The sequence below is a fragment of the Pseudomonas putida genome, assembly GCF_028682475.1.
In the GTDB taxonomy this organism is placed as follows: Bacteria; Pseudomonadota; Gammaproteobacteria; order Pseudomonadales; family Pseudomonadaceae; genus Aquipseudomonas; species Aquipseudomonas putida_AG.
This window is the reverse complement of record NZ_JANHLE010000007.1, coordinates 191009-213371: the sequence shown is the minus strand read 5'-3', so window position 1 is coordinate 213371 and position 22363 is coordinate 191009. Positions and strand designations below refer to the sequence as shown.

The window sequence follows — 22363 nt, the reverse complement described above, 5'->3', positions numbered from 1 at the left end:
TTGGAGGAATAGGTTCGGCTGCTGTTTCGGTTCAGGCTTGGGCGCATTCACATCATGGGAGGGTCCGCACATGGCCCATCTGGCGCAACGCACCTTTGAACCGCTGAACATTGCCGTACTGACCATCAGCGACACCCGCACCTTCGACAACGACACCTCGGGGCAGACCCTGTGCGATTTGCTCCAGGCGGCCGGGCATCGACTGATCGACCGCGATCTGGTCAAGGATGACATCTACCAGATCCGCGCCACGCTTTCGCGCTGGATCGCCGACCCCAGGGTGCAGGTGGTGCTGACCACCGGCGGTACCGGGTTCACCGTGCGCGATAACACCCCGCAAGCTGTCCTGCCGTTGCTGGACAAGCATGTGGAGGGCTTTGGCGAACTGTTTCGCCAGGTCTCGCTGGCGGAAATCGGCATGTCCAGCCTGCAGTCGCGGGCGTTGGCCGGAATGAGCAACGGCGTGTTGGTGTGTTGTGTGCCGGGTTCGCCTGGGGCCTGTCGCACCGCCTGGAACCAGATCCTTCTCGGGCAACTGGACAGCCGCACCGGCCCGTGCAATTTCGCTCCGCATCTCAAGGCCCAGGCCGAGCAGGTTATCGAGGCCTGTGGAGCACGCTCATGAGCCGTCAGGTGTGTGACAGCGGCAAGCTGATACCGGTTGACCAGGCCATCCGCCATTTGCTCGAACAGGCACCGCCACCGCCAGCGGCGCAAACGGTGTTGCTGGAAAAAGCCCTGGGCCGGGTGCTGGCGCTGGACATTCATTCGCCGCTGGACCTGCCGGGCTGGGACAACAGCGCCATGGACGGTTTCGCCTTGCGTGCGGCGGATCTTCCCGCCGCCGGTGGTTGCCTGAGCCTGGCCGGGCGCATTGCTGCCGGGCAGGCCGCCGCCACGCCGCTGTTGGCCGGGCAGGCGGTACGCATCTTTACCGGCGCGCCGCTGCCGCCGGGTGCCGACACGGTGGTGCCCCAGGAGCTGTGCCGGGTCGAGGGCGATCAGGTCTGGTTGCCGTCAGTCAATCTTGGCGATCATGTCCGCAAGGCCGGAGAAGAGGTGCGCAAGGGCCATCTGCTGCTCCAGGCCGGCAAGCGTCTGCGCGCCCAGGAACTGGGTTTGCTGGCGGCTGCCGGGGTGTGCTGGGTCGAGGTCTATCGGCCATTGAGGGTGTGCCTGCTGAGCAGTGGTGACGAACTGCGCGAGCCCGGCCAGCCTCTGGCGCTGGGGCAGATCTACAACAGCAACCGCTATTGTCTGGCAGCGCTGCTGCAGGGCTGGGGCGTTGAAGTGCATGACTACGGGGTAATGGCCGATGATCTGGCGGCCAGCCGGCATGCCTTGAGTCTGGCGGCTTCTGAGTGCGACCTGTTGCTGACCTCCGGTGGTGTTTCGGTCGGCGAGGAAGATCACCTCAAGCACGCCATCGAAGCGTTGGGGAGCCTGGATTTGTGGCGTCTGGCGATTCAACCGGGCAAGCCGCTGGCCTTTGGCGAGGTGGCCGGCAAACCGTGGATCGGCATGCCGGGCAATCCTGCGGCGGCGCTGATTACCGCCCTGGTGGTGGTGCGTCCGTTTCTGCTCAGGGCCCAGGGCGTGCGCGATGTAGTGCCGCGGCAGATGGCGTTGCCGGCAGGTTTTGACTGGTTGCAGCGCAACAAGCGCCGCCAGTACCTGCGCGCCAGGCTCACCGCGGGTAGCGATGGCCAGGTGAGCGTCCAGCTGCACCCGCAGCAAAGCTCGGCAATGCTTGCGGCTGCGTGCTGGGCCGATGGCCTGGCGGTGGTGGAGTGCGAGCAACAGCTGCACAAGCATGACAGCGTGACCTTCCTGTCGTTCGCTGAACTCATGCAGTGAGCGGCCTTGATTGCCGTCAAGGTTTGCGCTGGCGGTCTGGCTAGACTGGCGGCGCATTTTCGATTGCACCGGGCCTGCTCGCGTGACGCATCGCAGGCGAGGGCCGGGACACCTTCTTTGATGAGGAATGCCCATGCAACTGGTCTGCCCGGCAGGGAACCTGCCCGCGCTCAAAGCGGCAGTACGCCAAGGCGCCGATGCTGTCTACGTCGGTTTTCGCGATGACACCAATGCCCGGCACTTCGCCGGCCTGAACATGGACGACAAGCAGTTCGACGCCGCCGTCGCCCATATCCGTCAACACCAACGCAAGCTCTATGTCGCGGTCAACACCTACCCTCAGCCGCAGGGCTGGGAGCGCTGGCAACGGGCGGTGGACCGCGCCGCCGACCATGGCGTCGATGCATTGATTGCTGCCGACCCCGGCGTGCTTGGCTATGCCAGCCAGCGCCATCCGCAACTGACCCTGCACCTGTCGGTACAGGGCTCGGCGACCAATGCCAGTGCCCTGGCGTTCTATGCCCAGCACTACAACATCCGCCGCGCGGTGCTGCCACGGGTGCTGTCGCTGGCCCAGGTGCGCCAGGTCGCGGCCAACAGCACGGTGCCCATCGAAGTCTTTGCCTTTGGCAGTTTGTGCATCATGGCCGAAGGACGTTGCCACCTGTCGTCCTATATCACCGGTGAGTCGCCGAACCTGTGTGGCGTGTGTTCGCCAGCCAAGGCGGTGCGCTGGAGTGAAGATGCCGAAGGTTTGAGCGCACGCCTGAGCGAGGTGCTGATCGACCGTTACCGCGCCGACGAACCGGCCGGCTACCCGACCTTGTGCAAGGGTCGTTTCCTGGTTGGCGGCAAACGCTTTCATGCCCTCGAAGAGCCCACCAGCCTCGACACCCTGGACCTGTTGCCGGAGCTGGCCGCCATGGGCGTCGAAGCGGTGAAGATCGAAGGGCGTCAGCGCAGCCCGGCGTATGTCGAGCAGGTCACCCAGGTGTGGCGCGCCGCGCTCGATGCCCATCGCCTGGCACCTGAGCGCTTCGCCGTCAAAGACCAGTGGCGCCAGGTGCTGGCCGGCTTATCCGAAGGCAGCCAGACAACCCTGGGTGCTTACCATCGATCATGGCAATGAGGGATTGGACATGAAACTCAGCCTGGGACCTGTTCTGTATTACTGGGACAAGGAGCAATTGGGGCGTTTCTACGCCGAGATGGCCGCGTTGCCGCTGGATGTGATTTACCTTGGCGAAACCGTCTGTTCGAAACGCCGGGCGATGAACCTGGATCATTGGTTGGGCCTCGGCCGCGAGCTGCAGGAGTGCACGCAGGCGCAGATCGTGTTGTCGAGCCTGACCCTGGTCGAAGCCGCTTCCGAACTCTCCAGCCTGCGGCGCCTGTGCGACAGCGGCCAGTTGCTGGTGGAAGCCAACGACATGGGCGCGGTGCAGTTTCTGGCCGAACGCAAACTGCCCTTCGTCGGCGGGCCGGCACTCAACCTGTACAACGGCCATGCCCTGGCGCAACTGCAGGCGTGCGGGATGATCCGTTGGGTGCCGCCGGTGGAATGTTCGGCGGCGTTGATCCGTTCGATACTCGACCAGGTCACGGCGTTGGGCCGTAAGCTGCCAGAGGTCGAAGTCTTCGCCTATGGGCACCTGCCGCTGGCCTATTCGGCGCGCTGCTTCACCGCGCGTGCAGAAAACCGGCCCAAGGATGATTGCCAGTTCTGCTGCCTGAACTACCCCGATGGCCTGGCGCTGAGCAGTCAGGAAGGCCAGCCGCTGTTCACCCTCAACGGCATCCAGACGATGTCGGCCGAGGTCACTAACCTGTTGGCCGACTATTCCGGCCTTGCCGCCAGCGGTGCCGATTTGCTGCGCTTGAGCCCGCGCGCGCAGGGCATGGCCGAGGTGATCGAAGCCTTCCAGCGGGTACGCCTGGGGGCAGCGCCGCCTTTGCATGTGGAAGGCTGCAACGGCTACTGGCATGGCCAGGCGGGGATGTTGCGTGTCGAGGAGGTGGGCCTGTGCTGAACCAGAAAAAATGGCTGCTGCGCGGTGCCGATCGTGTGCTCCCGCTGATCCGGCGGGTGCCGTTCGTGCTGCAACGTGTCGCGCTGCAGCAAGCGCTCAACCGCTGCCTGGCTGAGCCGCTGAAAGACGGTGAGTTCGATTTGTTGCGCGGGCGCTGGCTGTGTCTGCGGATTCCTGATCTGGACCTGACCTGGTACCTGACCCGCAGCCTGTACGGCTTGCAGATTGCCGAGCGGGCCAAGGCCGATGTCACCATCCGCGGCAACTGGCGCGAGTTCCTGCTGTTGGCCAGCCGTCAGGAAGATCCCGACACCTTGTTCTTCCGACGGCGGCTGGTGATTGAAGGCGATACCGAACTGGGGTTGACCCTGAAGAACCTGATCGACAGCCTCGACCCGGAGGTGTTGCCGGTATGGTTGTGGCGAAATCTGGAGCGGGCAGGGAAGGGGCTGGCAACAGGCTGAACTGCGGACGGCAGAGATCAGTGTGGGAGCCGGCCTTGCCGGCGATGAAATCGCCGCGGTGTGTCGGGTGTTGCGCAGCGTCTGTATCGCTGGCAAGGCCAGCTCCCACAAGGGGGCAATCTCAACGGGGTCGCTGAGTGCCGGTTTTGGAATGGCGGGCTGACCAATTGGCGATGGCGACCTCGTATCACCACGGCGAGTACCAACGCCTGAGCTTCCACCCCACCGGATTAGCAAAGCAATGCAAGATCAAACACCCAAAAATCAACCACTGCAGTGATAAATGTTCATCGAAAAGATCAGGGGTGTAGCCAACGAACAGAAGGTACTCTCTTTTAAACCACCTCAAGTGATAGGTTACGAAGAACAGATTAAAGGCCAGGCAAGCGAAAGATTTCAGGTAGCCTAATTGGGGCCCGGAAAGCTGGAGTCTTAGGTAGTAAGCCACTGTCACAGCTATCAGCGAAGCACCAATATACAGCGACAGGATCATTTTTTTGTCTCTACATACACCTGCTCTCCGGTCAACATGTCGACACCCACTTCAAATACAATCGCCCCTCTGCTCATATTTATATAAGAGCGCACGTAATCAGAGGGTATATATTTGAACAGTTTCCATGCCCCTGTTCTCAACACCATTCTGGTCATTCCATAAACGGACAACCCGATATCAGACACCCCATAAGCGATATTTCCATCTCGCATGCTGCCACCCATGGACTTCGCAACGGCCTGATAACCTTTTCGAACCCAGCCCTCACTATCCGAACGCCCCGTCAGTAAATTCTCACCATTCTCGTAAATGTTGTTCGCACCGTGTGCGATCATCGGGAGGCCTGCCACACCGCAAAGTATAATCGCAGGACTGGCGCAGATTGTCGCTCCAGCAGCTACCTGGAATACCCCCGCAATGACCCCGGCACCTTTTCTGCTAATCTCCAGTGACTGATTGATCAGACTCCACTGTTCATTCTTGATCTCCAGCAACGCCTCATCCGGCGTCTTCTTCCCATTCGCTACGTCGTCGGCAATGTGTTTGGCGTAATAGGCCATCTCCCGGTTGAACTGCGTGCGAACCACACCGTCCTTGATATGTATGGCAGCGAGAGTGCAGGCCTGTTTAGTCAGACTACTTGCGGCTTCGCAGACAACCCAGTAGTCGTTAGGGTCCAATAATAATGGAGAGGGGCGTGAAGTCATTTACCCGCGCCCCAGTAGGTATAAGCGCTTGTGCCGGCGATGTGGTGGGTCCAGCGGATGGTCTGGTAACGCAGCGAGAGCACTTCCTGAGCTTCCGTCTCGTTCTGCAGTACCGCGTGAGGGACATCCGATACCAGTTCTGCTACCTGGCCACCTTTAATCTCGACGCTGAAGTACTTTTCCTGCCCTCCATTCGGGCTTACCCGATAAAAGTGGATCTGGCATTCGATTTCTTCCCGGGTAGCCAAGGCTTGAGCCAACAAGGGAGATGACTTGTCAATGGCTTTGGTAATGACGATGGGATGATGGGTGGGATTCGGGGTGTTGTCGACGTTGATCATGCTGTGTGTGTACGACAACACCATGATTTCATCGGTATGGCCGCTCTGGCATTTGTTACCAATGGAGTCGGGTGTTGAACAGCCGGCGGAAATCACACCTTGTTGGTTGCCGGTGATGGTCATGTAGCCGTGACTGGCCATAAGCGCTACTCCTTGTCGTTGGAGTAGGCAGGCTAGCCAGGGAAGCGTTTTCCTGTATGTAGGTAACTTCCCGGCAGCCCGTAGGACGGTGCCTTATTGGTGAGTGGCGCCCATCGCTATCAACTTCGAACATTCCTCACCTGCTAAGCGATTGATGATGCGAAGCGCACCATGAAGACCGGCGATATTTCGAAAGGTAAGTTGAGGTTCGGGAAGACTGCCTTGACGATCGTCATTTTCGATAAGGACCTCGGAAAGCAGCTCTAAGGTCCAGAGGCAAGTTTGGAGCTGCTGAGTAGACTCTTCGAAGCGCAGCTGTGATGTCGTTGAGTTGAAAATTTGCATGGGTGGAACTCCTTTGGGTAATGGGAGCTGCCACGAACCGTCGCCAAACGATTGAGGGTGGCAGCTGTGCGCAGGTTGGCGAACCGGTACCCAAAGAAACCGGCAGACACGAATGTCTCCCACGCACAGCCGCCATAGCACGGACATGCGGGCGCAAAAAAAGCGCCGGCATTCATGTATGGGCGCCTATGCGCCTTGGGTAGTTCAGGTCGCCAAACCTGATCGCTGAGTTTGCAGCGACAGGGGACGATAGCGCCGACGGGCTGGTGTTGCAAGCGATGTGAGCTGTGGGGAGTGCTGAAGTGGACCGCCGTAGGCAAATCAGTCGGTAGGGCCACTACATCAAATTGATAGGTTTCTCGTTGGAGGGACTATGGCTTGGAATATGACGAGCTGTTCCGTTCGCAGTGAAGTTTCAGGTCACCTTTACGTCTTCACGGCACGTCACTTTTGACCGGCATAGTTCACCAACAACTGACTCACCTCGGCAAACAACTCATCGGCCTGCGCCTCACTGCAATCCTCGCCATAACGCTTGCGCAGCCCCTGCTGGCTGAGGATCAGGTGCTTGTCGGCCTGCAGGCCGTGCTGGCGCAGGCAACCGGCGACACACTGCAGCGGGCAGCCGTCAAGCGCCAGAATCCAGCGTCCCGAACAGGCCAGATTGACCAGCGCCGGCACCTGCCCGCCGACCCCGGCGATGCACGACATCTGCGCCAGGCCTTCACGGTCGAGGCGCAGCGCGACGTTGTTGGCCAGTTGCGCAACGTTGGAGCAACCGGAGCAGGCGTAGACCAGGGGCAGGGCAGTGCGGGGCATGAAGACTCTCCAGTGATAGGCCCGTCAGGCTTGATAGTCGACCAGTGCCTCGGTCGCCAGAATGCGAATGTCCCTGCGCTCCATGGCAATCAGGCCGCTTTCCACCAGGCGATGAAGGATGCGTGAAAAGGTTTCCGGCTGAATTCCCAGCTTCGACGCCACCAGGCGTTTGGACACCTGCAGTACGACCCGGCCGTCGTCGGGGTCCTGCTCCTGCAGAAGAAAGCTGATCACCCGCTGGCTGGCGCTGGCCAGGGTCAGGGTGTCGATGTCCTTGAGCCGTTGGTGCAGATGGATGCTCATGCTCGCAAGGATCGCCAGGCACACTTGCGGTTGGTCTTCCAGGGCATTGCGGTAGTGGCTGCCCTCGACGCTGACCACCACGCTGTCCTTGAGCGCGGTGGCGCTCACCGGGTAGTAGCGGGTCTGGCTGAACAGCAAGGCTTCGGCGAAGGATTGCCCGGGCTGGATGATCTCTACCAGGTTCTCCTGGCCCTGGGCGGTGATGCGGTACAGCTTGATCTGGCCACTGACCAGCAGGAAGAAGCGTTTGGCCGCGTCGCCCTGGTGCATGAGGGTGTCGTGACAGCCGAGGCGGCGTTGCATGGCCAGGCCGCAGACCTGTTCGAAGATGCGTTCGGGCAAGTGGCTGAACAGGTGATGGCGGCGCAAAAACAGTACGAGGGAAGGGTGGGTCAGCATGGCGTACCTCCTGGCGGTCATGGTAGAACGCCCGGCACCTGCGGCCTATGCCTCCGCAGGTCTACCTCCAAAGGGGCAGTCAGCCGTGTTGACGCAGATGCTCCATGGCCCAGACGGCCGCCTCGACCCGTGAGCGCAAGCCGAGTTTGTGCAGCAGGTTCTTCACATGCACTTTGACCGTGCCTTCGGTGATCCCCAGCTTGTGGCCGATGACCTTGTTGCTGTAGCCGCTGGCGATGGTCTTGAGTACCTGGCGCTCGCGTTCGGTCAGTTCTACTTCGGCATGCCGGGGCGGTGAACGCAGCGCTTGGGCCATGACCTGGGTGAGGCCGGGGCTGATCACCAGTGCGCCGTTCATGGCATCGCGGATGGACTGGATCAGCAACTCCGGTTCCATGTCCTTGAGCAGATAACCATCGGCGTCCAGGCGCAGGGCATCGCGGATATCGTCTTCGGCATCGGAGACGGTGAACAGCAGGACTTTGCCGCCATAGTTCTGGCTGCGCAGGTGGCGCAGGGTTTCGATGCCATTCATCTGCGGCATGTTGTTGTCGAGCAGCACCAGGTCCGGTTGCAGCGGTTCGATCATGGCCAGGGCTTCTTCGCCGTGATTGGCTTCGCCGACGATCTTGAAATCGTCTTCCAGTTCGAGCATCTGGCGGATGCCACGACGCATCATGGGGTGGTCGTCGACCAGGAGGATGCGGCAACGCGCAGGGCTATTCATGTGACATTTCCTTGGGGATGGCGGCCGAGGAATTCCGGGTGGAACTCCATCTGGACGAGGGTGCCTTGCGGCTCCCTGGAAAGAATCTGCAACTGGCCATGGAGGCTGCGCGAGCGCTCATCCATGATGTTCAGGCCGTGATGCTCGCGCGGGTCGCGGCTGCCGACAAAACCGCGTCCGTCGTCTTCGATCGACAGGCGCACGGTTTCACCGTCCTGGCGCAGTTGCAGCCAGGCGTTTTGCGCATGGGCATGGCGCAGGCAGTTGGAAAGCGCCTCGCGGGTGATCTGCAGGATGTGAATCTGTTCGCTGGCCGATAGCTCGAAGGCCAGGTTGTCGACGTGCAGGTGAACCTGGAAATCACCCCGGCGGCTGAACTCCTGCGCGGTGTCCTTGAGGCCCTGCACCAGGCCTGCGTCGTGAATCTGCAGGCGAAAGGTGGTGAGCAGTTCGCGCAGTTGGCGGTAGGCATTGTTCAAGCCTTCGCGCAGCTCGGCGGTGACGCCTTCCAGGGTCTCTACCGGCTCGCCACGGCGCATCAGGGTCTGCATGCGGCTGACCTGCAGTTTCATGTAGGACAGCGCTTGGGCCAGTGAATCATGCAGCTCGCGGGCGATGATGGCGCGCTCTTCGAGCAGCAGCAGGCGATGGTCCTGCTCGCGTTGGCGCTTGAGTGACAGCGAAGTACCGATCAGGTTGGCCAGGGCCTGGATAAGCTGGGTTTCCCAGCCCTGCGGCGCATGGCCATCGATAAAGTGCGCTTTCAGTTCGCCCAGCGAGCTGCCCTGGTTGCTGATGCTGTAGATGTGCGGGCTAAGTTGCTCGTGGCGCTGGCAGGTGGCGCAATCGCTGCTGGCACAGACTCTACGGCTGTCGGCGCCATGCAGGGCGAGCAATTGCTGGGCCGGGGCCTGCAACTGGCCCTGCAGGCACAGCGACAGGCGCAGGCCGGGCAGGCGCTGCTGAAACCGCCGGATCAACTCATCCAGGCCCTCGGCATTGGCCAGGCGCGTGGCCAGGCTGCGACTGCTTTGATACAGCAGTTCGAGGGCAGCGTTGGCCTGTTGCAGGTTCAGGGTTTTTTGCCGGACCTGGGTTTCGAGGGTGCGGTGGGACTGCTCGATGGTCTCGGCCATGGCGTTGAAGCTGGTGGCCAGCTGGCCCAACTCATCTTCGGATTGATGGTTGACCCGCGCCTGGTACTCGCCGCGCTGAAAGCGCTGAGTGGCGTCCACCAGCTCCTGCAGCGGGCTGATCACGCTGCTTTGCAGTTCGTAGAGGCCGACCAGCAGGACGATCATGGTGATGAACAGCGCCGCACCCTGAATCATCTGTTGCCAGCTCTGCTTGTGTTCGCTCTGGCGCTGCAGCAGGTTGACGAACTGGTTGAGCTGTTCGATGAAGGGCAGGGTGCTGGCCTGGAACGCGGTGGCATCGCCACGCTCAAGGGCCGGGCCAAGGGTGTGCTGCCAGTAGTCCTGCAGCTGTTGGTAGCTGCCATTGAGCGCTTCGTTGCTGCCGTCTTCCAGCACGTTCTTCAGCGTCTGACTGTTGAGCCGCTGTTGCAGGCTCTGGCTGATGCGGTTGATTTCGTCGCGATCGGCGCCGGCGGCCAGGTTCCAGCTCAGGCGATAGGTCTCCATGCGCACCGAACCTGCGGTATTGATCGCCGCCGCATCGCCCTGGCTGAACCAGGCGATCAGCCCGGCGCTCAGCGAGCTGGCCAGCGCCAGCACCGCGATCAGGATCACCGCCAGGCCGGCACGCGCGGGTAGCGAACTACGCAGCCAGCGGATCATGACCGCGAGACTGAACGGAGGAGGGGGAAAGTGCGCATGCAGGGCTCCAGTGGGTAGCTGCCGATGAAGTGGCGACCGGTCCCTGGCGCTCTACCTCTAAAGAGTTCTGACCCGCAGGGTTTGCCCGAATATCCTGGATGAAACTGACAAGACACTGATAAACAAAGGGTTTAGAGGTTTTTCGGACCTACCTCGATGGAGGTAGGCAGTACAAGCATAGGCCTGGAGGCGTCCAGGCTTCTTTGATCCGGGTCAAGTTTTTCCGGGGTTTGCCTCTCTAGTCTGCGGGCCATAGCGAACTGACCGGAGACCCAACATGACCCCACCGCGTGTACGACAAGGCCTGGTACTGGGCATGAGCACGCTGGCCTTCACCGTCTGTTTCATGGTCTGGATGATGTTTGCCGTGCTCGGCGTCCCGATCAAGGAACTGCTCCAGCTCAACGAAACCCAGTTCGGCCTGCTGGCCGCTACCCCGGTGCTGACCGGCTCACTGGTGCGCTTGCCGCTTGGGCTGTTGACCGACCGTTTTGGCGGACGCAGCGTGTTCTTCCTGCTGATGCTCGCCTGTGTGCTGCCGCTGTACCTGATCAGCCACGCCACCGCTTACTGGCAGTTCCTGGTGCTGGGGTTGTTCGTCGGCCTGGCCGGGGGCTCGTTCTCGGTCGGTATCGCCTACGTCGCCAAATGGTTCGACAAAGACAACCAGGGCTTTGCCATGGGCGTGTTCGGTGCCGGTAACGCAGGCTCGGCAGTGACCAAGTTTCTGGCCCCGGCGCTGATTGCCGCGGGCAGCTGGCAGCTGGTGCCGAAAGTCTTCAGTGCGATCCTGTTCATCACCGCGCTGCTGTTCTGGTTTCTCAGTGCCGACAACAAGGCCCACCGCAGCGCCAAGGGCGCCAACCTCGGCGAGCAGCTCAAGGCCCTGAAGGATCCTGCGGTGTGGCGCTACTGCCAGTACTACTCGATCGTCTTCGGCGGTTACGTGGCCCTGGCGCTGTGGATGACCAAGTACTACGTCGCCGAATACGGTTTCAGCCTGCAAAGCGCAGCGCTGCTGGCTGCCTGTTTCTCCTTGCCCGGTGGCGTGCTGCGCGCCGTCGGTGGCTGGATGTCGGACCGCTGGGGCGCGCAGAGCGTGACCTGGTGGGTGCTGTGGGTCAGCTGGATCTGCCTGTTCCTGCTGTCCTACCCGCAGACCCAGCTGCAGGTGCAAACCCTCAATGGTCCGCTGGACTTCCACATCGGTCTGAACCCGGTGCTGTTCACCGTCCTGCTGTTCATCATCGGCATTGCCTTCGCCTTCGGCAAAGCCTCGGTGTTCAAGTACATCGCCAATGACTACCCGCAAAACATGGGCGCCGTGTCCGGCATCGTCGGCCTGGCCGGCGGTCTGGGCGGCTTCATCCTGCCGATCATGTTCGGCGCCCTGGTGGACCTGACCGGCGTGCGCTCCTCGGCCTTCATGCTGATGTACGGCGTGGTCTGGGTGTCGCTCATCTGGATGTACTTCAGCGAAATCCGCAAACGCCCGCTGCTCGGCAAACAGCCGCAGGCGACCTCAAGCCCGTTTTCCAGCATTGCCCAAGGAGAAGACCATGTCGGTTCTTAACAAGCCTGACCCAGGCGCTGATGTTCGCTTGGGTGGGAGCGAGCTTGCCTCGCGAAGCGATGTGTTTGAAAAAACGCAATCGCGGGGCAAGCCCGCTCCCACCGGTCCGGTCATTCATGACTGGCGCCCTGAAGATCCCGCATTCTGGGGGCGTAGCGGCAAGAAAACCGCCACCCGCAACCTGTGGATTTCGATTCCCGCACTGCTGCTGGCCTTTGCCGTGTGGATGGTCTGGAGCACGGTGATCGTGCGCCTGAACGCCATCGGCTTTACCTTCAGCACCGACCAGCTGTTCTGGCTGGCGGCGCTGCCGGGCCTGTCTGGCGCCACTTTGCGGGTGTTCTACTCGTTCATGGTGCCGATCTTCGGCGGCCGCCGCTGGACCGCCCTGAGCACCGCCTCGCTGCTGCTGCCGACGCTGTGGATGGGCTTTGCCGTGCAGGACCCGGGCACCCCTTACAGTGTGTTCGTGATGATTGCCCTGCTGTGTGGCTTTGGCGGCGGCAACTTCGCTTCGAGCATGTCCAACATCAGCTTCTTCTATCCCAAGTCGCAGCAAGGCACGGCCCTGGGCCTGAATGCCGGGCTGGGTAACCTTGGCGTCTCGGTGATGCAGTTCGCCGTGCCGCTGGTGATCACCTTCGGTGTGTTCGGGGTACTCGGCGGGCAACCCCAGGTGCTCGCCGACGGCAGCCAGTTGTGGCTGCAGAACGCAGGCTTCCTGTGGGTGCCGTTCATCATTGCCGTGACCTTGCTGGCCTGGTTCGGCATGAACGACCTGTCCAGCGCCAAGGCCTCGTTCAGCGAGCAGGCGGTGATTTTCAAGCGCAAGCACAACTGGCTGATGTGCTGGCTGTACCTGGCCACCTTCGGCTCGTTCATCGGCTTCTCCGCGGCCTTCCCGATGCTGATCAAGACCTCGTTCCCCGAGGTCAACGCCCTGGCTTTCGCCTTCCTCGGCCCGCTGGTCGGTGCCCTGGTACGCCCCTTGGGCGGCTGGGTGGCCGACAAGTTCGGCGGCGCGCGGGTGACCCTGTGGAACTTCGTGCTGATGATCGTGATGGTCTTCGGTGTACTGCACTTCATCCCGCAGCAGGGCACGGCCGGCAATTTCTACGGCTTCCTCGGCATGTTCATGCTGCTGTTCTTCACCACCGGCATCGGCAACGGTTCGACCTTCCGCATGATCCCGGTGATCTTCCGCACCCTGCATGAAAAGGCCGCCGCCGGCAAAGGCGCGAAGGGCCACGAGCAGGCGCTGAAAAACGCCGGCAAGGAATCCGCCGCGGTGCTCGGTTTCAGTTCGGCCATGGGGGCCTTTGGCGCCTTCTTCATTCCCAAGACCTTCGGCAGTTCGATGGCCATGACCGGTAGCCCGGCGCTGGCTTTCTACATGTTCGTCGGTTTTTACCTGAGCTGCATCGTCGTGACCTGGTGGTGGTACGCGCGCAAAGGCGCCGAAGCCCCCTGCTGACAGGACCCGAATTCAACTTTTGCGTGGGTGGGGCACAGAACCCCACAGCAAGCCTGAGAGGAAAGCATCATGAGTCATCTGCTCGATCAATTGCGGTTCTTCAACCGCAAGCAAAACGAGTTTTCCGACGGTCACGGCGAGACTCGCAAAGAGTCGCGCGACTGGGAGAACGTCTACCGTTCACGCTGGCAGTACGACAAGATCGTGCGCTCCACCCACGGGGTGAACTGCACAGGCTCCTGCTCGTGGAAAATCTACGTGAAGAACGGCCTGATCACCTGGGAAACCCAGCAGACCGACTACCCGCGGACCCGCAACGACCTGCCCAACCACGAACCGCGCGGTTGCCCACGGGGCGCCAGTTACAGCTGGTACATCTACAGCGCCAACCGCCTCAAGTACCCGAAGATCCGCAAGCCGCTGCTCAAACTGTGGCGCGAGGCGCGCCAGAGCATGGCGCCGGTCGAGGCCTGGGCGAGCATTGTCGAGAACAAGGCCAAGGCCGACTCGTACAAGAGCAAGCGCGGCATGGGCGGTTTTATCCGCTCCAGCTGGGATGAGGTTACCGAGATCATCGCTGCGGCCAACGTCTATACCGTCAAGCAGTACGGCCCGGACCGGGTCGTGGGCTTCTCGCCGATCCCGGCGATGTCGATGGTCAGCTACGCGGCCGGTGCCCGTTACCTGTCGCTGATCGGCGGCACCTGCCTGAGCTTCTACGACTGGTACTGCGACCTGCCACCGGCTTCGCCGATGGTCTGGGGCGAGCAGACCGATGTGCCGGAGTCGGCCGACTGGTACAACTCCAACTACATCATTGCCTGGGGCTCCAACGTCCCGCAGACCCGTACCCCGGATGCGCATTTCTTCACTGAAGTGCGCTACAAGGGCACCAAGACCGTGGCCATCACCCCCGACTACTCGGAAGTGGCCAAGCTCACCGACCTGTGGCTCAACCCCAAGCAGGGCACCGATGCGGCCCTGGCCCAGGCGTTCAACCATGTCATCTTCAAAGAATTTCACCTCGACCAGCCGAGCGCTTATTTCACCGAGTACGCCAAGCGCTACACCGACCTGCCGGTGCTGGTGCTGCTCAAACCCATGCTTGGCACCGCACCGGGCGCAGGCTATCAGCCGGACCGCTTCCTGCGGGCCTCGGACCTGGCCGGCAACCTCGGCCAGGAGAACAACCCCGAGTGGAAAACCATTGCCCTCGATGCCAACGGCGAGCTGGTGTCGCCGCAGGGTTCGATCGGCTATCGCTGGGGCGAGCAGGGCAAGTGGAATATCCTGCCGCGTGAAGGCGGCGGCGGTCGCGAGATCGACCTGACCCTGAGCCTGATCGGTGGCGATGTCGCCGAAGTGGCCTTCCCGTACTTCGCCGGCGAATCCCACGAACACTTCCAGCATGTGGCCGGTGATGCCGTGCAATACCGCCGTGTGCCGGTGCGCAGTCTGACCCTGGCGGATGGCAGTCAGGTCAAGGTCGCTACCGTGTTCGACCTGTCGGCAGCCAACCTTGCCATCGACCGCGGCCTGGGTGGCGCCAACGTTGCCCGCGATTATGACGACGCCAGCGTGCCCGGCACCCCGGCCTGGCAGGAGCAGATCACCGGCGTCAGCCGCGAGAAAGCCATCCAGATCGCCCGCGAGTTTGCCGACAACGCCGACAAGACCCGTGGCCGCTCGATGATCATCGTCGGCGCAGCGATGAATCACTGGTACCACATGGACATGAACTACCGCGGGCTGATCAACATGCTCATGCTCTGCGGTTGCGTCGGCCAGACCGGTGGCGGCTGGGCCCACTATGTCGGCCAGGAAAAACTGCGTCCGCAGTGCGGCTGGCTGCCGCTGGCCTTCGGCCTGGACTGGAACCGTCCGCCACGGCAGATGAACGGCACCAGCTTCTTCTACGCCCACAGCTCGCAGTGGCGCCACGAGAAGATGAACATGCACGACGTGCTCTCGCCGCTGGCCGACAAGCGCCAGTTCCCCGAGCACGCCCTGGACTACAACATCCGCGCCGAACGCGCCGGCTGGCTGCCCAGCGCGCCACAGCTCAACCGCAACCCGCTGGACATCTGCCGCGATGCCGCCGCCGCTGGCATGGCGCCCAAGGACTATGTGGTCAAGGGCTGGCAGGACGGCAGCCTGCGCTTTGCCTGCGAGCAGCCGGACAACCCGGCCAACTTCCCGCGCAACATGTTCATCTGGCGCTCCAACCTGCTCGGCTCCTCGGGCAAAGGCCACGAGTACATGCTCAAGTACCTGCTCGGTACCCGCAACGGCGTGATGAACGAAGACATCGGCCAGGTCGGCGACTGCAAACCGCAGGAAGCCGAATGGGTCGACGAGGGCGCCATCGGCAAGCTCGACCTGGTGACTACCCTGGACTTCCGCATGTCCTCGACCTGCGTGTATTCCGACATCGTCCTGCCGACCGCGACCTGGTACGAGAAGGACGACATGAACACTTCGGACATGCACCCCTTCATCCACCCGCTGTCGGCGGCTATCGATCCGGCCTGGGAATCGCGTTCCGACTGGGAAATCTACAAGGGCATCGCCAAGGCGTTCTCGAAGATGGCCGAGGGGCACCTGGGCATCGAGCAGGACCTGGTCACCGTACCGCTGCTGCACGACAGCGTCGGCGAACTGGCCCAGCCGTTCGGCGGCACCGACTGGAAAACTGCAGGCGTCGCGCCGCAACCCGGCAAGAACGCGCCGAACATCCAGGTGGTCGAGCGCAACTACCCGAACATCTACAAGCAGTTCACCTCGCTCGGCCCGCTGCTGGAGAAACTCGGCAACGGCGGCAAGGGCATCAACTGGAACACCGATGAGGAAGTGAAATTCCTCGGCGAACTGAACTACCGCGAGAACGACGCCGGCATCAGCCAGGGCCGGCCGAAGATCGATACCGCGATCGATGCGGCGGAAGTCATCCTCTCGCTGGCCCCGGAAACCAACGGCCATGTGGCGGTCAAGGCCTGGGCGGCACTGTCCGAATTCACCGGCATCGACCACAGCCACCTGGCGCTGTCCAAGGCCCACGAAGCGATCCGCTTCCGTGATATCCAGGCGCAGCCGCGCAAGATCATCTCCAGCCCGACCTGGTCGGGGCTCGAGGACGATCATGTCAGCTACAACGCCGGTTACACCAACGTCCACGAGAACATCCCGTGGCGCACCATCACCGGCCGCCAGCAGTTCTACCAGGATCACCCGTGGATGCAGGCTTTCGGCGAGCAGCTGATGAGTTACCGGCCGCCGGTCAACACCCAGACCATCGCCGCGGTGAAAGGCAAGCGCAGCAACGGCCACACCGAGATCGTCCTGAACTGGATCACCCCGCACCAGAAGTGGGGCATCCACAGCACCTACAGCGACAACCTGCTGATGCTCACCCTCAGCCGTGGCGGGCCGATTGTCTGGCTCTCGGAGATCGACGCGCAGCGCGCCGGTATCGAGGACAACGACTGGATCGAATGCTTCAACGCCAACGGCGCGCTGACCGCCCGCGCGGTGGTCAGCCAGCGGGTCAAGGAAGGCATGGTGATGATGTACCACGCCCAGGAACGGATCGTGAACGTCCCCGGCGCGGAAACCACCAAGACCCGCGGCGGCCACCACAACTCGGTGACCCGCGTGGTGCTCAAACCGACCCACATGATCGGCGGCTATGCCCAGCAGGCCTATGGGTTCAACTATTACGGCACGGTCGGCTGCAACCGCGACGAATTCGTCGTCGTGCGCAAGATGGCCAAGGTCGACTGGCTCGACGGTTCGCGCGGCGATGAGCTGCCACGTCCACTGCCGACCGAGATGGAATAAGGAGTGCTGTCATGAAGATTCGTTCACAAGTTGGCATGGTCCTGAACCTGGACAAATGCATCGGCTGCCACACCTGTTCGATCACCTGCAAGAACGTCTGGACCAGCCGTGAAGGCATGGAATACGCCTGGTTCAACAACGTCGAAACCAAGCCCGGGGTCGGCTACCCGAAAGAGTGGGAGAACCAGGACAAGTGGAAGGGCGGCTGGGTGCGCAACGCCAACGGCAGCATCAACCCACGCATCGGCGGCAAGTTCCGGGTGCTCGCGAACATCTTCGCCAACCCCGACCTGCCGGGCCTTGACGATTACTACGAGCCGTTCGACTTCGATTACCAGCACCTGCATACCGCGCCTTTGGGCGAGCATCAGCCGACGGCGCGGCCGCGCTCGCTGGTCTCGGGCAAGCGCATGGAAAAGATCGAGTGGGGCCCGAACTGGGAAGAAATCCTCGGCACCGAGTTCGCCAAACGCCGCAAGGACAAGAACTTCGACCAGATCCAGGCCGACATCTACGGTGAGTACGAAAACACTTTCATGATGTACCTGCCGCGCCTGTGCGAGCACTGCCTGAACCCGGCCTGTGCGGCATCGTGCCCGAGCGGGGCGATCTACAAGCGCGAGGAAGACGGCATTGTCCTGATCGACCAGGAGAAGTGCCGCGGCTGGCGCATGTGCATCAGCGGTTGCCCGTACAAGAAAATCTACTTCAACTGGAAAAGCGGCAAGTCCGAGAAGTGCATCTTCTGCTACCCACGGATCGAAGCCGGGATGCCGACCGTCTGCGCTGAAACCTGTGTCGGCCGTATCCGTTACCTCGGTGTGTTGCTGTATGACGCCGACCGCATCAGCGAAGTGGCCAGCACTGCCAACGAGCACGACCTGTACGAGAAGCAACTGGAGATCTTCCTCGACCCGAACGATCCGGCGGTGATTCGCCAGGCCCTGAAAGATGGCGTGCCGCAGTCGGTGATCGACGCCGCGCAACGCTCGCCGGTGTACAAGATGGCCGTGGACTGGAAGCTGGCGCTGCCGCTGCACCCTGAGTACCGCACGCTGCCGATGGTCTGGTACGTACCGCCACTGTCGCCGATCCAGAACGCCGCCGCTGCCGGCACCGTGGGCATGAACGGGGTGATCCCGGATGTCGACAGCCTGCGTATTCCGCTGCGCTACCTGGCCAACCTGCTCACCGCCGGTGACGAAAAACCGGTGAAGCGTGCGCTCAAGCGCCTGCTGGCGATGCGTGCCTACAAACGTTCCGAACAGGTTGAAGGTGTACAGGATCTGCAGGTGTTGAAAGACGTTGGCTTGAGCGTGAACCAGGTCGAGGAGATGTACCGCTACCTGGCCATCGCCAACTACGAAGACCGTTACGTGGTGCCAAGTGCACACCGTGAAGAGGCCATGAGCGACGCCTTCGCCGAACGCTCGGGTTGCGGCTTCAGTTTCGGCAGCGGCTGTAGCGGCAGCTCCGACACCAACATGTTCGGGGCGAAGAAGGCCAACCGCCGCGACATCCTCAAAACCGTACAGTTGTGGGAGGACTGAGCATGCGCATCCTTAAAGTGATTTCGCTGCTGCTCGATTACCCGACCGAGACCCTGGTCAACGGCCGTGATGAACTGGAACAGGCAATCCTCCAGGCGCGGGAAATCAGCCCGCGTCAGCGCGGCGCTTTGTTCGAGCTGCTGGAGCTGATCTGCAACAACGACCTGATGGATGGCCAGGAGCACTACGGTGCGCTGTTCGGCCGTGGCCGGGCGCTGTCGCTGCTGCTGTTCGAGCATGTGCATGGCGAGTCGCGTGACCGTGGCCAGGCCATGGTCGACATGCTTGCCCAGTACGAAGCAGCGGGCTTTGCCATCGGCGTCAAGGAGCTGCCGGACTACATCCCGCTGTACCTGGAATACCTTTCGACCCGCGACGACCTTGAGGCCCGCGAAGGCCTGGCCGACGTCGCGCACCTGCTGGCCTTGCTCGCCGCGCGTCTGGAGGAGCGCGAGAGTGCCTACGCCAGTTGCTTCCGCGCGCTGTTGCAGATCGCCGGTGCCGAACCGCACCAGGCCGTGGCCGACCTGCGTGAACAGGTCGCTGCCGAGCAGCGCGACGACTCCCTCGAAGCCCTGGACAAGATCTGGGAAGAGGAGGCGGTGGATTTTCTCAAGGCCGAACAGCAGGAGCGTTGCAGCGCCCTGCCAAGTGCGCCGGGCAAGGCCCGCGAAGAAAGCGCGGTACCGCTGCACTGGGTTGATTTTCAGCATCAAGGGCCGGCCAGCGCGCAGGCTACGGAGGTGGGCAATGTCTAAATGGAATCTGTTGGCGTTCGGGGTGTACCCCTACATCGCTCTGGCGATCTGCCTGCTGGGCAGTTGGGCGCGTTTCGACCTGTCGCAGTACACCTGGAAGGCCAGTTCCAGCCAGATGCTCTCCGGGCGCGGCATGCGTGCGGCGAGCAACCTGTTTCACATCGGCGTGCTGTTCGTCCTCGCCGGGCACTTTGTCGGCCTGCTGACCCCGGCTTCGGTCTATCACCATGTGATCAGCACTGAAAACAAGCAACTGCTGGCGATGGTCTCCGGCGGCTTTTTCGGCCTGCTGTGCCTGATCGGCCTGATCATGCTGATCCACCGGCGTCTGACCGATCCACGGGTTCGCGCCACCTCCAACACTTCGGACATCCTGATCTTGCTGGTGTTGCTGGCACAGCTGGTACTCGGTCTGCTGACCATCGTCGCCTCCACCGGACACATGGACGGCTCGGTGATGGTGATGCTCGCCGAGTGGGCGCAGAACACCGTGCTGTTGCGTCCGGTAGAAGCCGCGGCTGCGATTGCGCCGGTCAGCCTGGTGTACAAGCTGCATGTGTTGCTTGGCCTGACCCTGTTCGTGCTGTTCCCCTTCACCCGCCTGGTGCACATCGTCAGCGCCCCGGTCTGGTACCTGGGACGGCGCTATCAAATCGTTCGGCAGAAAATCTGAGGAGGTTGTCATGTCAAGCGGATGTGGATGTGGCGGTGGTAATGGCGGCGGTGGTTGCGCCTCTTCAAAGGTAGTTGAACCCGAGCTGGCGGTAGAGGCGGTGGAGCTCGTAGCACCCGCGCAGTTGATCGCCAGCAGCGAGCAGGAATGGCCGATCATCAGTGTCAATGCGGTACCTATCAGCCCTCAGGCCATGGCCCAGGAGCTGCAATATCACCCGGCGGCGGACCGAGAGGAGGCGCTGTTCATGGCCGCCCGCGCTCTGGTGATCCGCGAATTGTTGCAGCAGCGGATCGCCGAGCTGGGCCTGTCGTTGCAGGTCGGCGCGGGCGAGAACGAGGAGGAGGCGGCCACGCGCTTGCTGCTGGAGCGCGAGGTGCAGGTGCCGGAGTGTGACGAGGCCACCTGCCTGCGTTACTACGACAGCAACCGCGGGCGCTTTCACAGCGCGCCGCTGCTGGCGGTACGGCACATTCTGCTCGAATGTGCCCCGGACGATGCCGAGGCGCGCAGCCTGGCGCTGGTTCAGGCCGAGATCCTGCAGCAGCGTTTGGCGCAGTTCCCCGAGCAGTTTGCCGAGCTTGCACTGAAGTACTCGGCTTGCCCGTCGAAGGCACAGGGCGGGGAACTGGGGCAGATCAGCAAGGGCCAGACGGTGCCGGAGCTGGAGCGGCAGTTGTTCACCCTGGCACCGGGGCTGGCCGACAAACCGCTGGAAAGCCGCTATGGCTGGCATGTCATCAGCGTTGACCAACGCATCGAAGGTCAGCAATTGCCGTACGAGGCGGTCGCCACCGCGATCCGTACCCAGCTGCAACAAGGCGTCTGGCAGAAGGCGGTGGTTCAGTACCTGCAGACCCTGATCGGTGCTGCCGATATTCGTGGTATCCAGCTACAGGGCGCTGATTCGCCGCTGGTGCAGTAACCAGGTAAGCAAGGGGAATGTGATGAGCACGGTGATGCAGGATGGATTCGGGCGGCAGATCGATTATCTGCGCATGTCGGTGACCGATCGGTGTGATTTTCGCTGTGTGTACTGCATGGCCAAGAACATGACCTTCCTGCCGCGTCAGCAGGTACTCACCCTCGAGGAGCTGCAGCGTCTGGCAACGCTGTTCGTCGGCCAGGGCGTGCGCAAGATCCGCCTGACCGGAGGGGAGCCGTTGATCCGTCCGGGGATTGTCGATCTTTGCCGTCACATTGCCGCCTTGCCGGGCTTGCGCGAGCTGGTGATGACCAGCAATGGTTCACAGCTGCAGCGCCTGGCGCGGCCGCTGGTGGATGCCGGGGTCAAGCGCATGAACATCAGCCTCGACAGCCTGGACAGTGAGCGCTTTCGCGCGATTACCCGCAATGGCGATCTCGCTCAGGTGTTGCGGGGTATCGAAGCGGCAAGCACTGCCGGGTTCGAGCGGATCAAACTCAACTGTGTGGTGATGAAGGGGCGCAACTTCGATGAGGTACTGCCGCTTGTGCAGTACGCCATCGATCTGGGTATCGACATCACCTTCATTGAAGAGATGCCGCTGGGCGAGGTGGGGCGTTCGCGTGGTGAGTCGTTCTGTTCCAGTGAGGAGGTGCGGGGGCTGATTGCCAGTCGTCATGCCTTGCTCGACAGCGCCGAGAACAGCGGCGGGCCGGCGCGTTATGTGCGCCTGGCGCAGCATCCGCAGACGCGTATCGGGTTTATTTCGCCCAACAGTCACAACTTCTGTGCCAGCTGTAACCGGGTGCGGATGACCGTGGAGGGGCGTTTGTTGTTGTGCCTGGGGCAAGAGGACTCGCTGGATCTGCGCGGGCTGTTGCGCCGGTATCCGCTGGATGACCGGCCGATTGTGGATGCGGTGCAGCGGGCATTGAGAGGTAAGCCGTTGCGGCATGATTTCAACGTCGGCGGGGAAGTGCAGATTCTACGATTCATGAACATGAGCGGAGGCTAACCCGGTGGGAGCGGGCTTGCCCCGCGATCGCAGGCTGTCAGTCACATCGCATCGCGGGGCAAGCCCGCTCCCACCGGGTCCCACCTGCCAA

Annotated in this window: 20 protein-coding genes; 13 read left to right on the top strand and 7 right to left on the bottom strand. The window is 62.1% G+C overall.

Annotation, left to right across the window (positions count from 1 at the left end):
* Positions 1 to 70 precede the first annotated feature (70 nt).
* The 5 genes from moaB to ubiT all read left to right on the top strand — a co-directional run bounded on the left by moaB (position 71) and on the right by ubiT (position 4351).
* Positions 71 to 625: a molybdenum cofactor biosynthesis protein B gene (moaB, locus tag NPS47_RS08915; protein WP_274294617.1), complete on the top strand. Its 555-nt coding sequence runs from the start codon at positions 71 to 73 to the stop codon at positions 623 to 625.
* Entirely contained in the window at positions 622 to 1857 is a 1236-nt protein-coding gene (glp, locus tag NPS47_RS08910; protein ID WP_274294616.1) for a gephyrin-like molybdotransferase Glp, read from the top strand. The genes moaB and glp overlap by 4 nt, the downstream gene beginning before the upstream one ends.
* 133 nt (positions 1858 to 1990) lie before the next feature.
* Positions 1991 to 2986, top strand: a complete 996-nt coding sequence (ubiU, locus tag NPS47_RS08905; protein ID WP_274294615.1) for a ubiquinone anaerobic biosynthesis protein UbiU — start codon at positions 1991 to 1993, stop codon at positions 2984 to 2986.
* Between the two features lie 10 nt (positions 2987 to 2996).
* Positions 2997 to 3887 carry a U32 family peptidase gene (locus NPS47_RS08900; RefSeq protein WP_274294614.1) on the top strand — a complete coding sequence of 297 codons (891 nt, stop codon included), beginning with the start codon at positions 2997 to 2999 and terminating at the stop codon, positions 3885 to 3887.
* On the top strand, positions 3881 to 4351 hold the full coding sequence (ubiT, locus tag NPS47_RS08895) for a ubiquinone anaerobic biosynthesis accessory factor UbiT (protein WP_274294613.1): 471 nt from the start codon (positions 3881 to 3883) through the stop codon (positions 4349 to 4351). The genes NPS47_RS08900 and ubiT overlap by 7 nt, the downstream gene beginning before the upstream one ends.
* A 489-nt stretch (positions 4352 to 4840) precedes the next feature.
* Here ubiT and NPS47_RS08890 read toward each other — a convergent pair whose 3' ends face one another.
* From NPS47_RS08890 to NPS47_RS08860, 7 genes are all read right to left on the bottom strand, one after another.
* Entirely contained in the window at positions 4841 to 5554 is a 714-nt protein-coding gene (locus NPS47_RS08890) for a DUF4225 domain-containing protein (protein WP_274294612.1), read from the bottom strand.
* The gene (locus NPS47_RS08885; RefSeq protein WP_274294611.1) at positions 5551 to 6036 is read right to left on the bottom strand and encodes an Hcp family type VI secretion system effector; all 486 of its coding nucleotides are present in this window, start codon (positions 6034 to 6036) and stop codon (positions 5551 to 5553) included. Before NPS47_RS08885 ends, NPS47_RS08890 begins: the two co-directional genes overlap by 4 nt.
* A 93-nt stretch (positions 6037 to 6129) precedes the next feature.
* A complete protein-coding gene (locus NPS47_RS08880) occupies positions 6130 to 6381 on the bottom strand; it encodes a hypothetical protein (protein WP_274294610.1) in 252 nt (83 codons plus the stop codon).
* A 444-nt stretch (positions 6382 to 6825) separates the two neighbouring features.
* Positions 6826 to 7200, bottom strand: coding sequence for a putative zinc-binding protein (locus tag NPS47_RS08875; protein WP_274294609.1), 375 nt, complete (start codon positions 7198 to 7200; stop codon positions 6826 to 6828).
* 24 nt (positions 7201 to 7224) lie between these two features.
* The gene (locus NPS47_RS08870) at positions 7225 to 7902 is read right to left on the bottom strand and encodes a Crp/Fnr family transcriptional regulator (RefSeq protein WP_274294608.1); all 678 of its coding nucleotides are present in this window, start codon (positions 7900 to 7902) and stop codon (positions 7225 to 7227) included.
* Positions 7903 to 7981: 79 nt separating this feature from the next.
* Entirely contained in the window at positions 7982 to 8629 is a 648-nt protein-coding gene (narL, locus tag NPS47_RS08865; protein WP_274294607.1) for a two-component system response regulator NarL, read from the bottom strand.
* A complete protein-coding gene (locus NPS47_RS08860) occupies positions 8626 to 10428 on the bottom strand; it encodes a HAMP domain-containing protein (protein ID WP_274294606.1) in 1803 nt (600 codons plus the stop codon). The genes narL and NPS47_RS08860 overlap by 4 nt, the downstream gene beginning before the upstream one ends.
* Positions 10429 to 10744: 316 nt before the next feature.
* Here NPS47_RS08860 and NPS47_RS08855 point away from each other — a divergent pair, with 316 nt between their 5' ends.
* From NPS47_RS08855 to moaA, 8 genes are all read left to right on the top strand, one after another.
* Positions 10745 to 12040 (top strand): MFS transporter, encoded by a 1296-nt coding sequence (locus NPS47_RS08855; protein WP_157192196.1) that lies wholly within the window; start codon positions 10745 to 10747, stop codon positions 12038 to 12040.
* Positions 12027 to 13514 carry a NarK family nitrate/nitrite MFS transporter gene (locus tag NPS47_RS08850; protein WP_274294605.1) on the top strand — a complete coding sequence of 496 codons (1488 nt, stop codon included), beginning with the start codon at positions 12027 to 12029 and terminating at the stop codon, positions 13512 to 13514. Before NPS47_RS08855 ends, NPS47_RS08850 begins: the two co-directional genes overlap by 14 nt.
* 69 nt (positions 13515 to 13583) lie before the next feature.
* Positions 13584 to 17351 (top strand): nitrate reductase subunit alpha, encoded by a 3768-nt coding sequence (locus NPS47_RS08845; protein WP_274294604.1) that lies wholly within the window; start codon positions 13584 to 13586, stop codon positions 17349 to 17351.
* 11 nt (positions 17352 to 17362) lie between these two features.
* Positions 17363 to 18901, top strand: coding sequence for a nitrate reductase subunit beta (gene narH, locus NPS47_RS08840; RefSeq protein ID WP_274294603.1), 1539 nt, complete (start codon positions 17363 to 17365; stop codon positions 18899 to 18901).
* 2 nt (positions 18902 to 18903) lie between these two features.
* Positions 18904 to 19659 carry a nitrate reductase molybdenum cofactor assembly chaperone gene (gene narJ / locus NPS47_RS08835; RefSeq protein ID WP_274294602.1) on the top strand — a complete coding sequence of 252 codons (756 nt, stop codon included), beginning with the start codon at positions 18904 to 18906 and terminating at the stop codon, positions 19657 to 19659.
* The gene (narI, locus tag NPS47_RS08830; RefSeq protein WP_274294601.1) at positions 19652 to 20332 is read left to right on the top strand and encodes a respiratory nitrate reductase subunit gamma; all 681 of its coding nucleotides are present in this window, start codon (positions 19652 to 19654) and stop codon (positions 20330 to 20332) included. The genes narJ and narI overlap by 8 nt, the downstream gene beginning before the upstream one ends.
* Before the next feature lie 10 nt (positions 20333 to 20342).
* Positions 20343 to 21257: a peptidylprolyl isomerase gene (locus NPS47_RS08825; protein ID WP_274294600.1), complete on the top strand. Its 915-nt coding sequence runs from the start codon at positions 20343 to 20345 to the stop codon at positions 21255 to 21257.
* A gap of 22 nt (positions 21258 to 21279) precedes the next feature.
* Positions 21280 to 22272 carry a GTP 3',8-cyclase MoaA gene (gene moaA, locus NPS47_RS08820; RefSeq protein ID WP_274294599.1) on the top strand — a complete coding sequence of 331 codons (993 nt, stop codon included), beginning with the start codon at positions 21280 to 21282 and terminating at the stop codon, positions 22270 to 22272.
* The last annotated feature ends 91 nt before the right edge of the window (positions 22273 to 22363 follow it).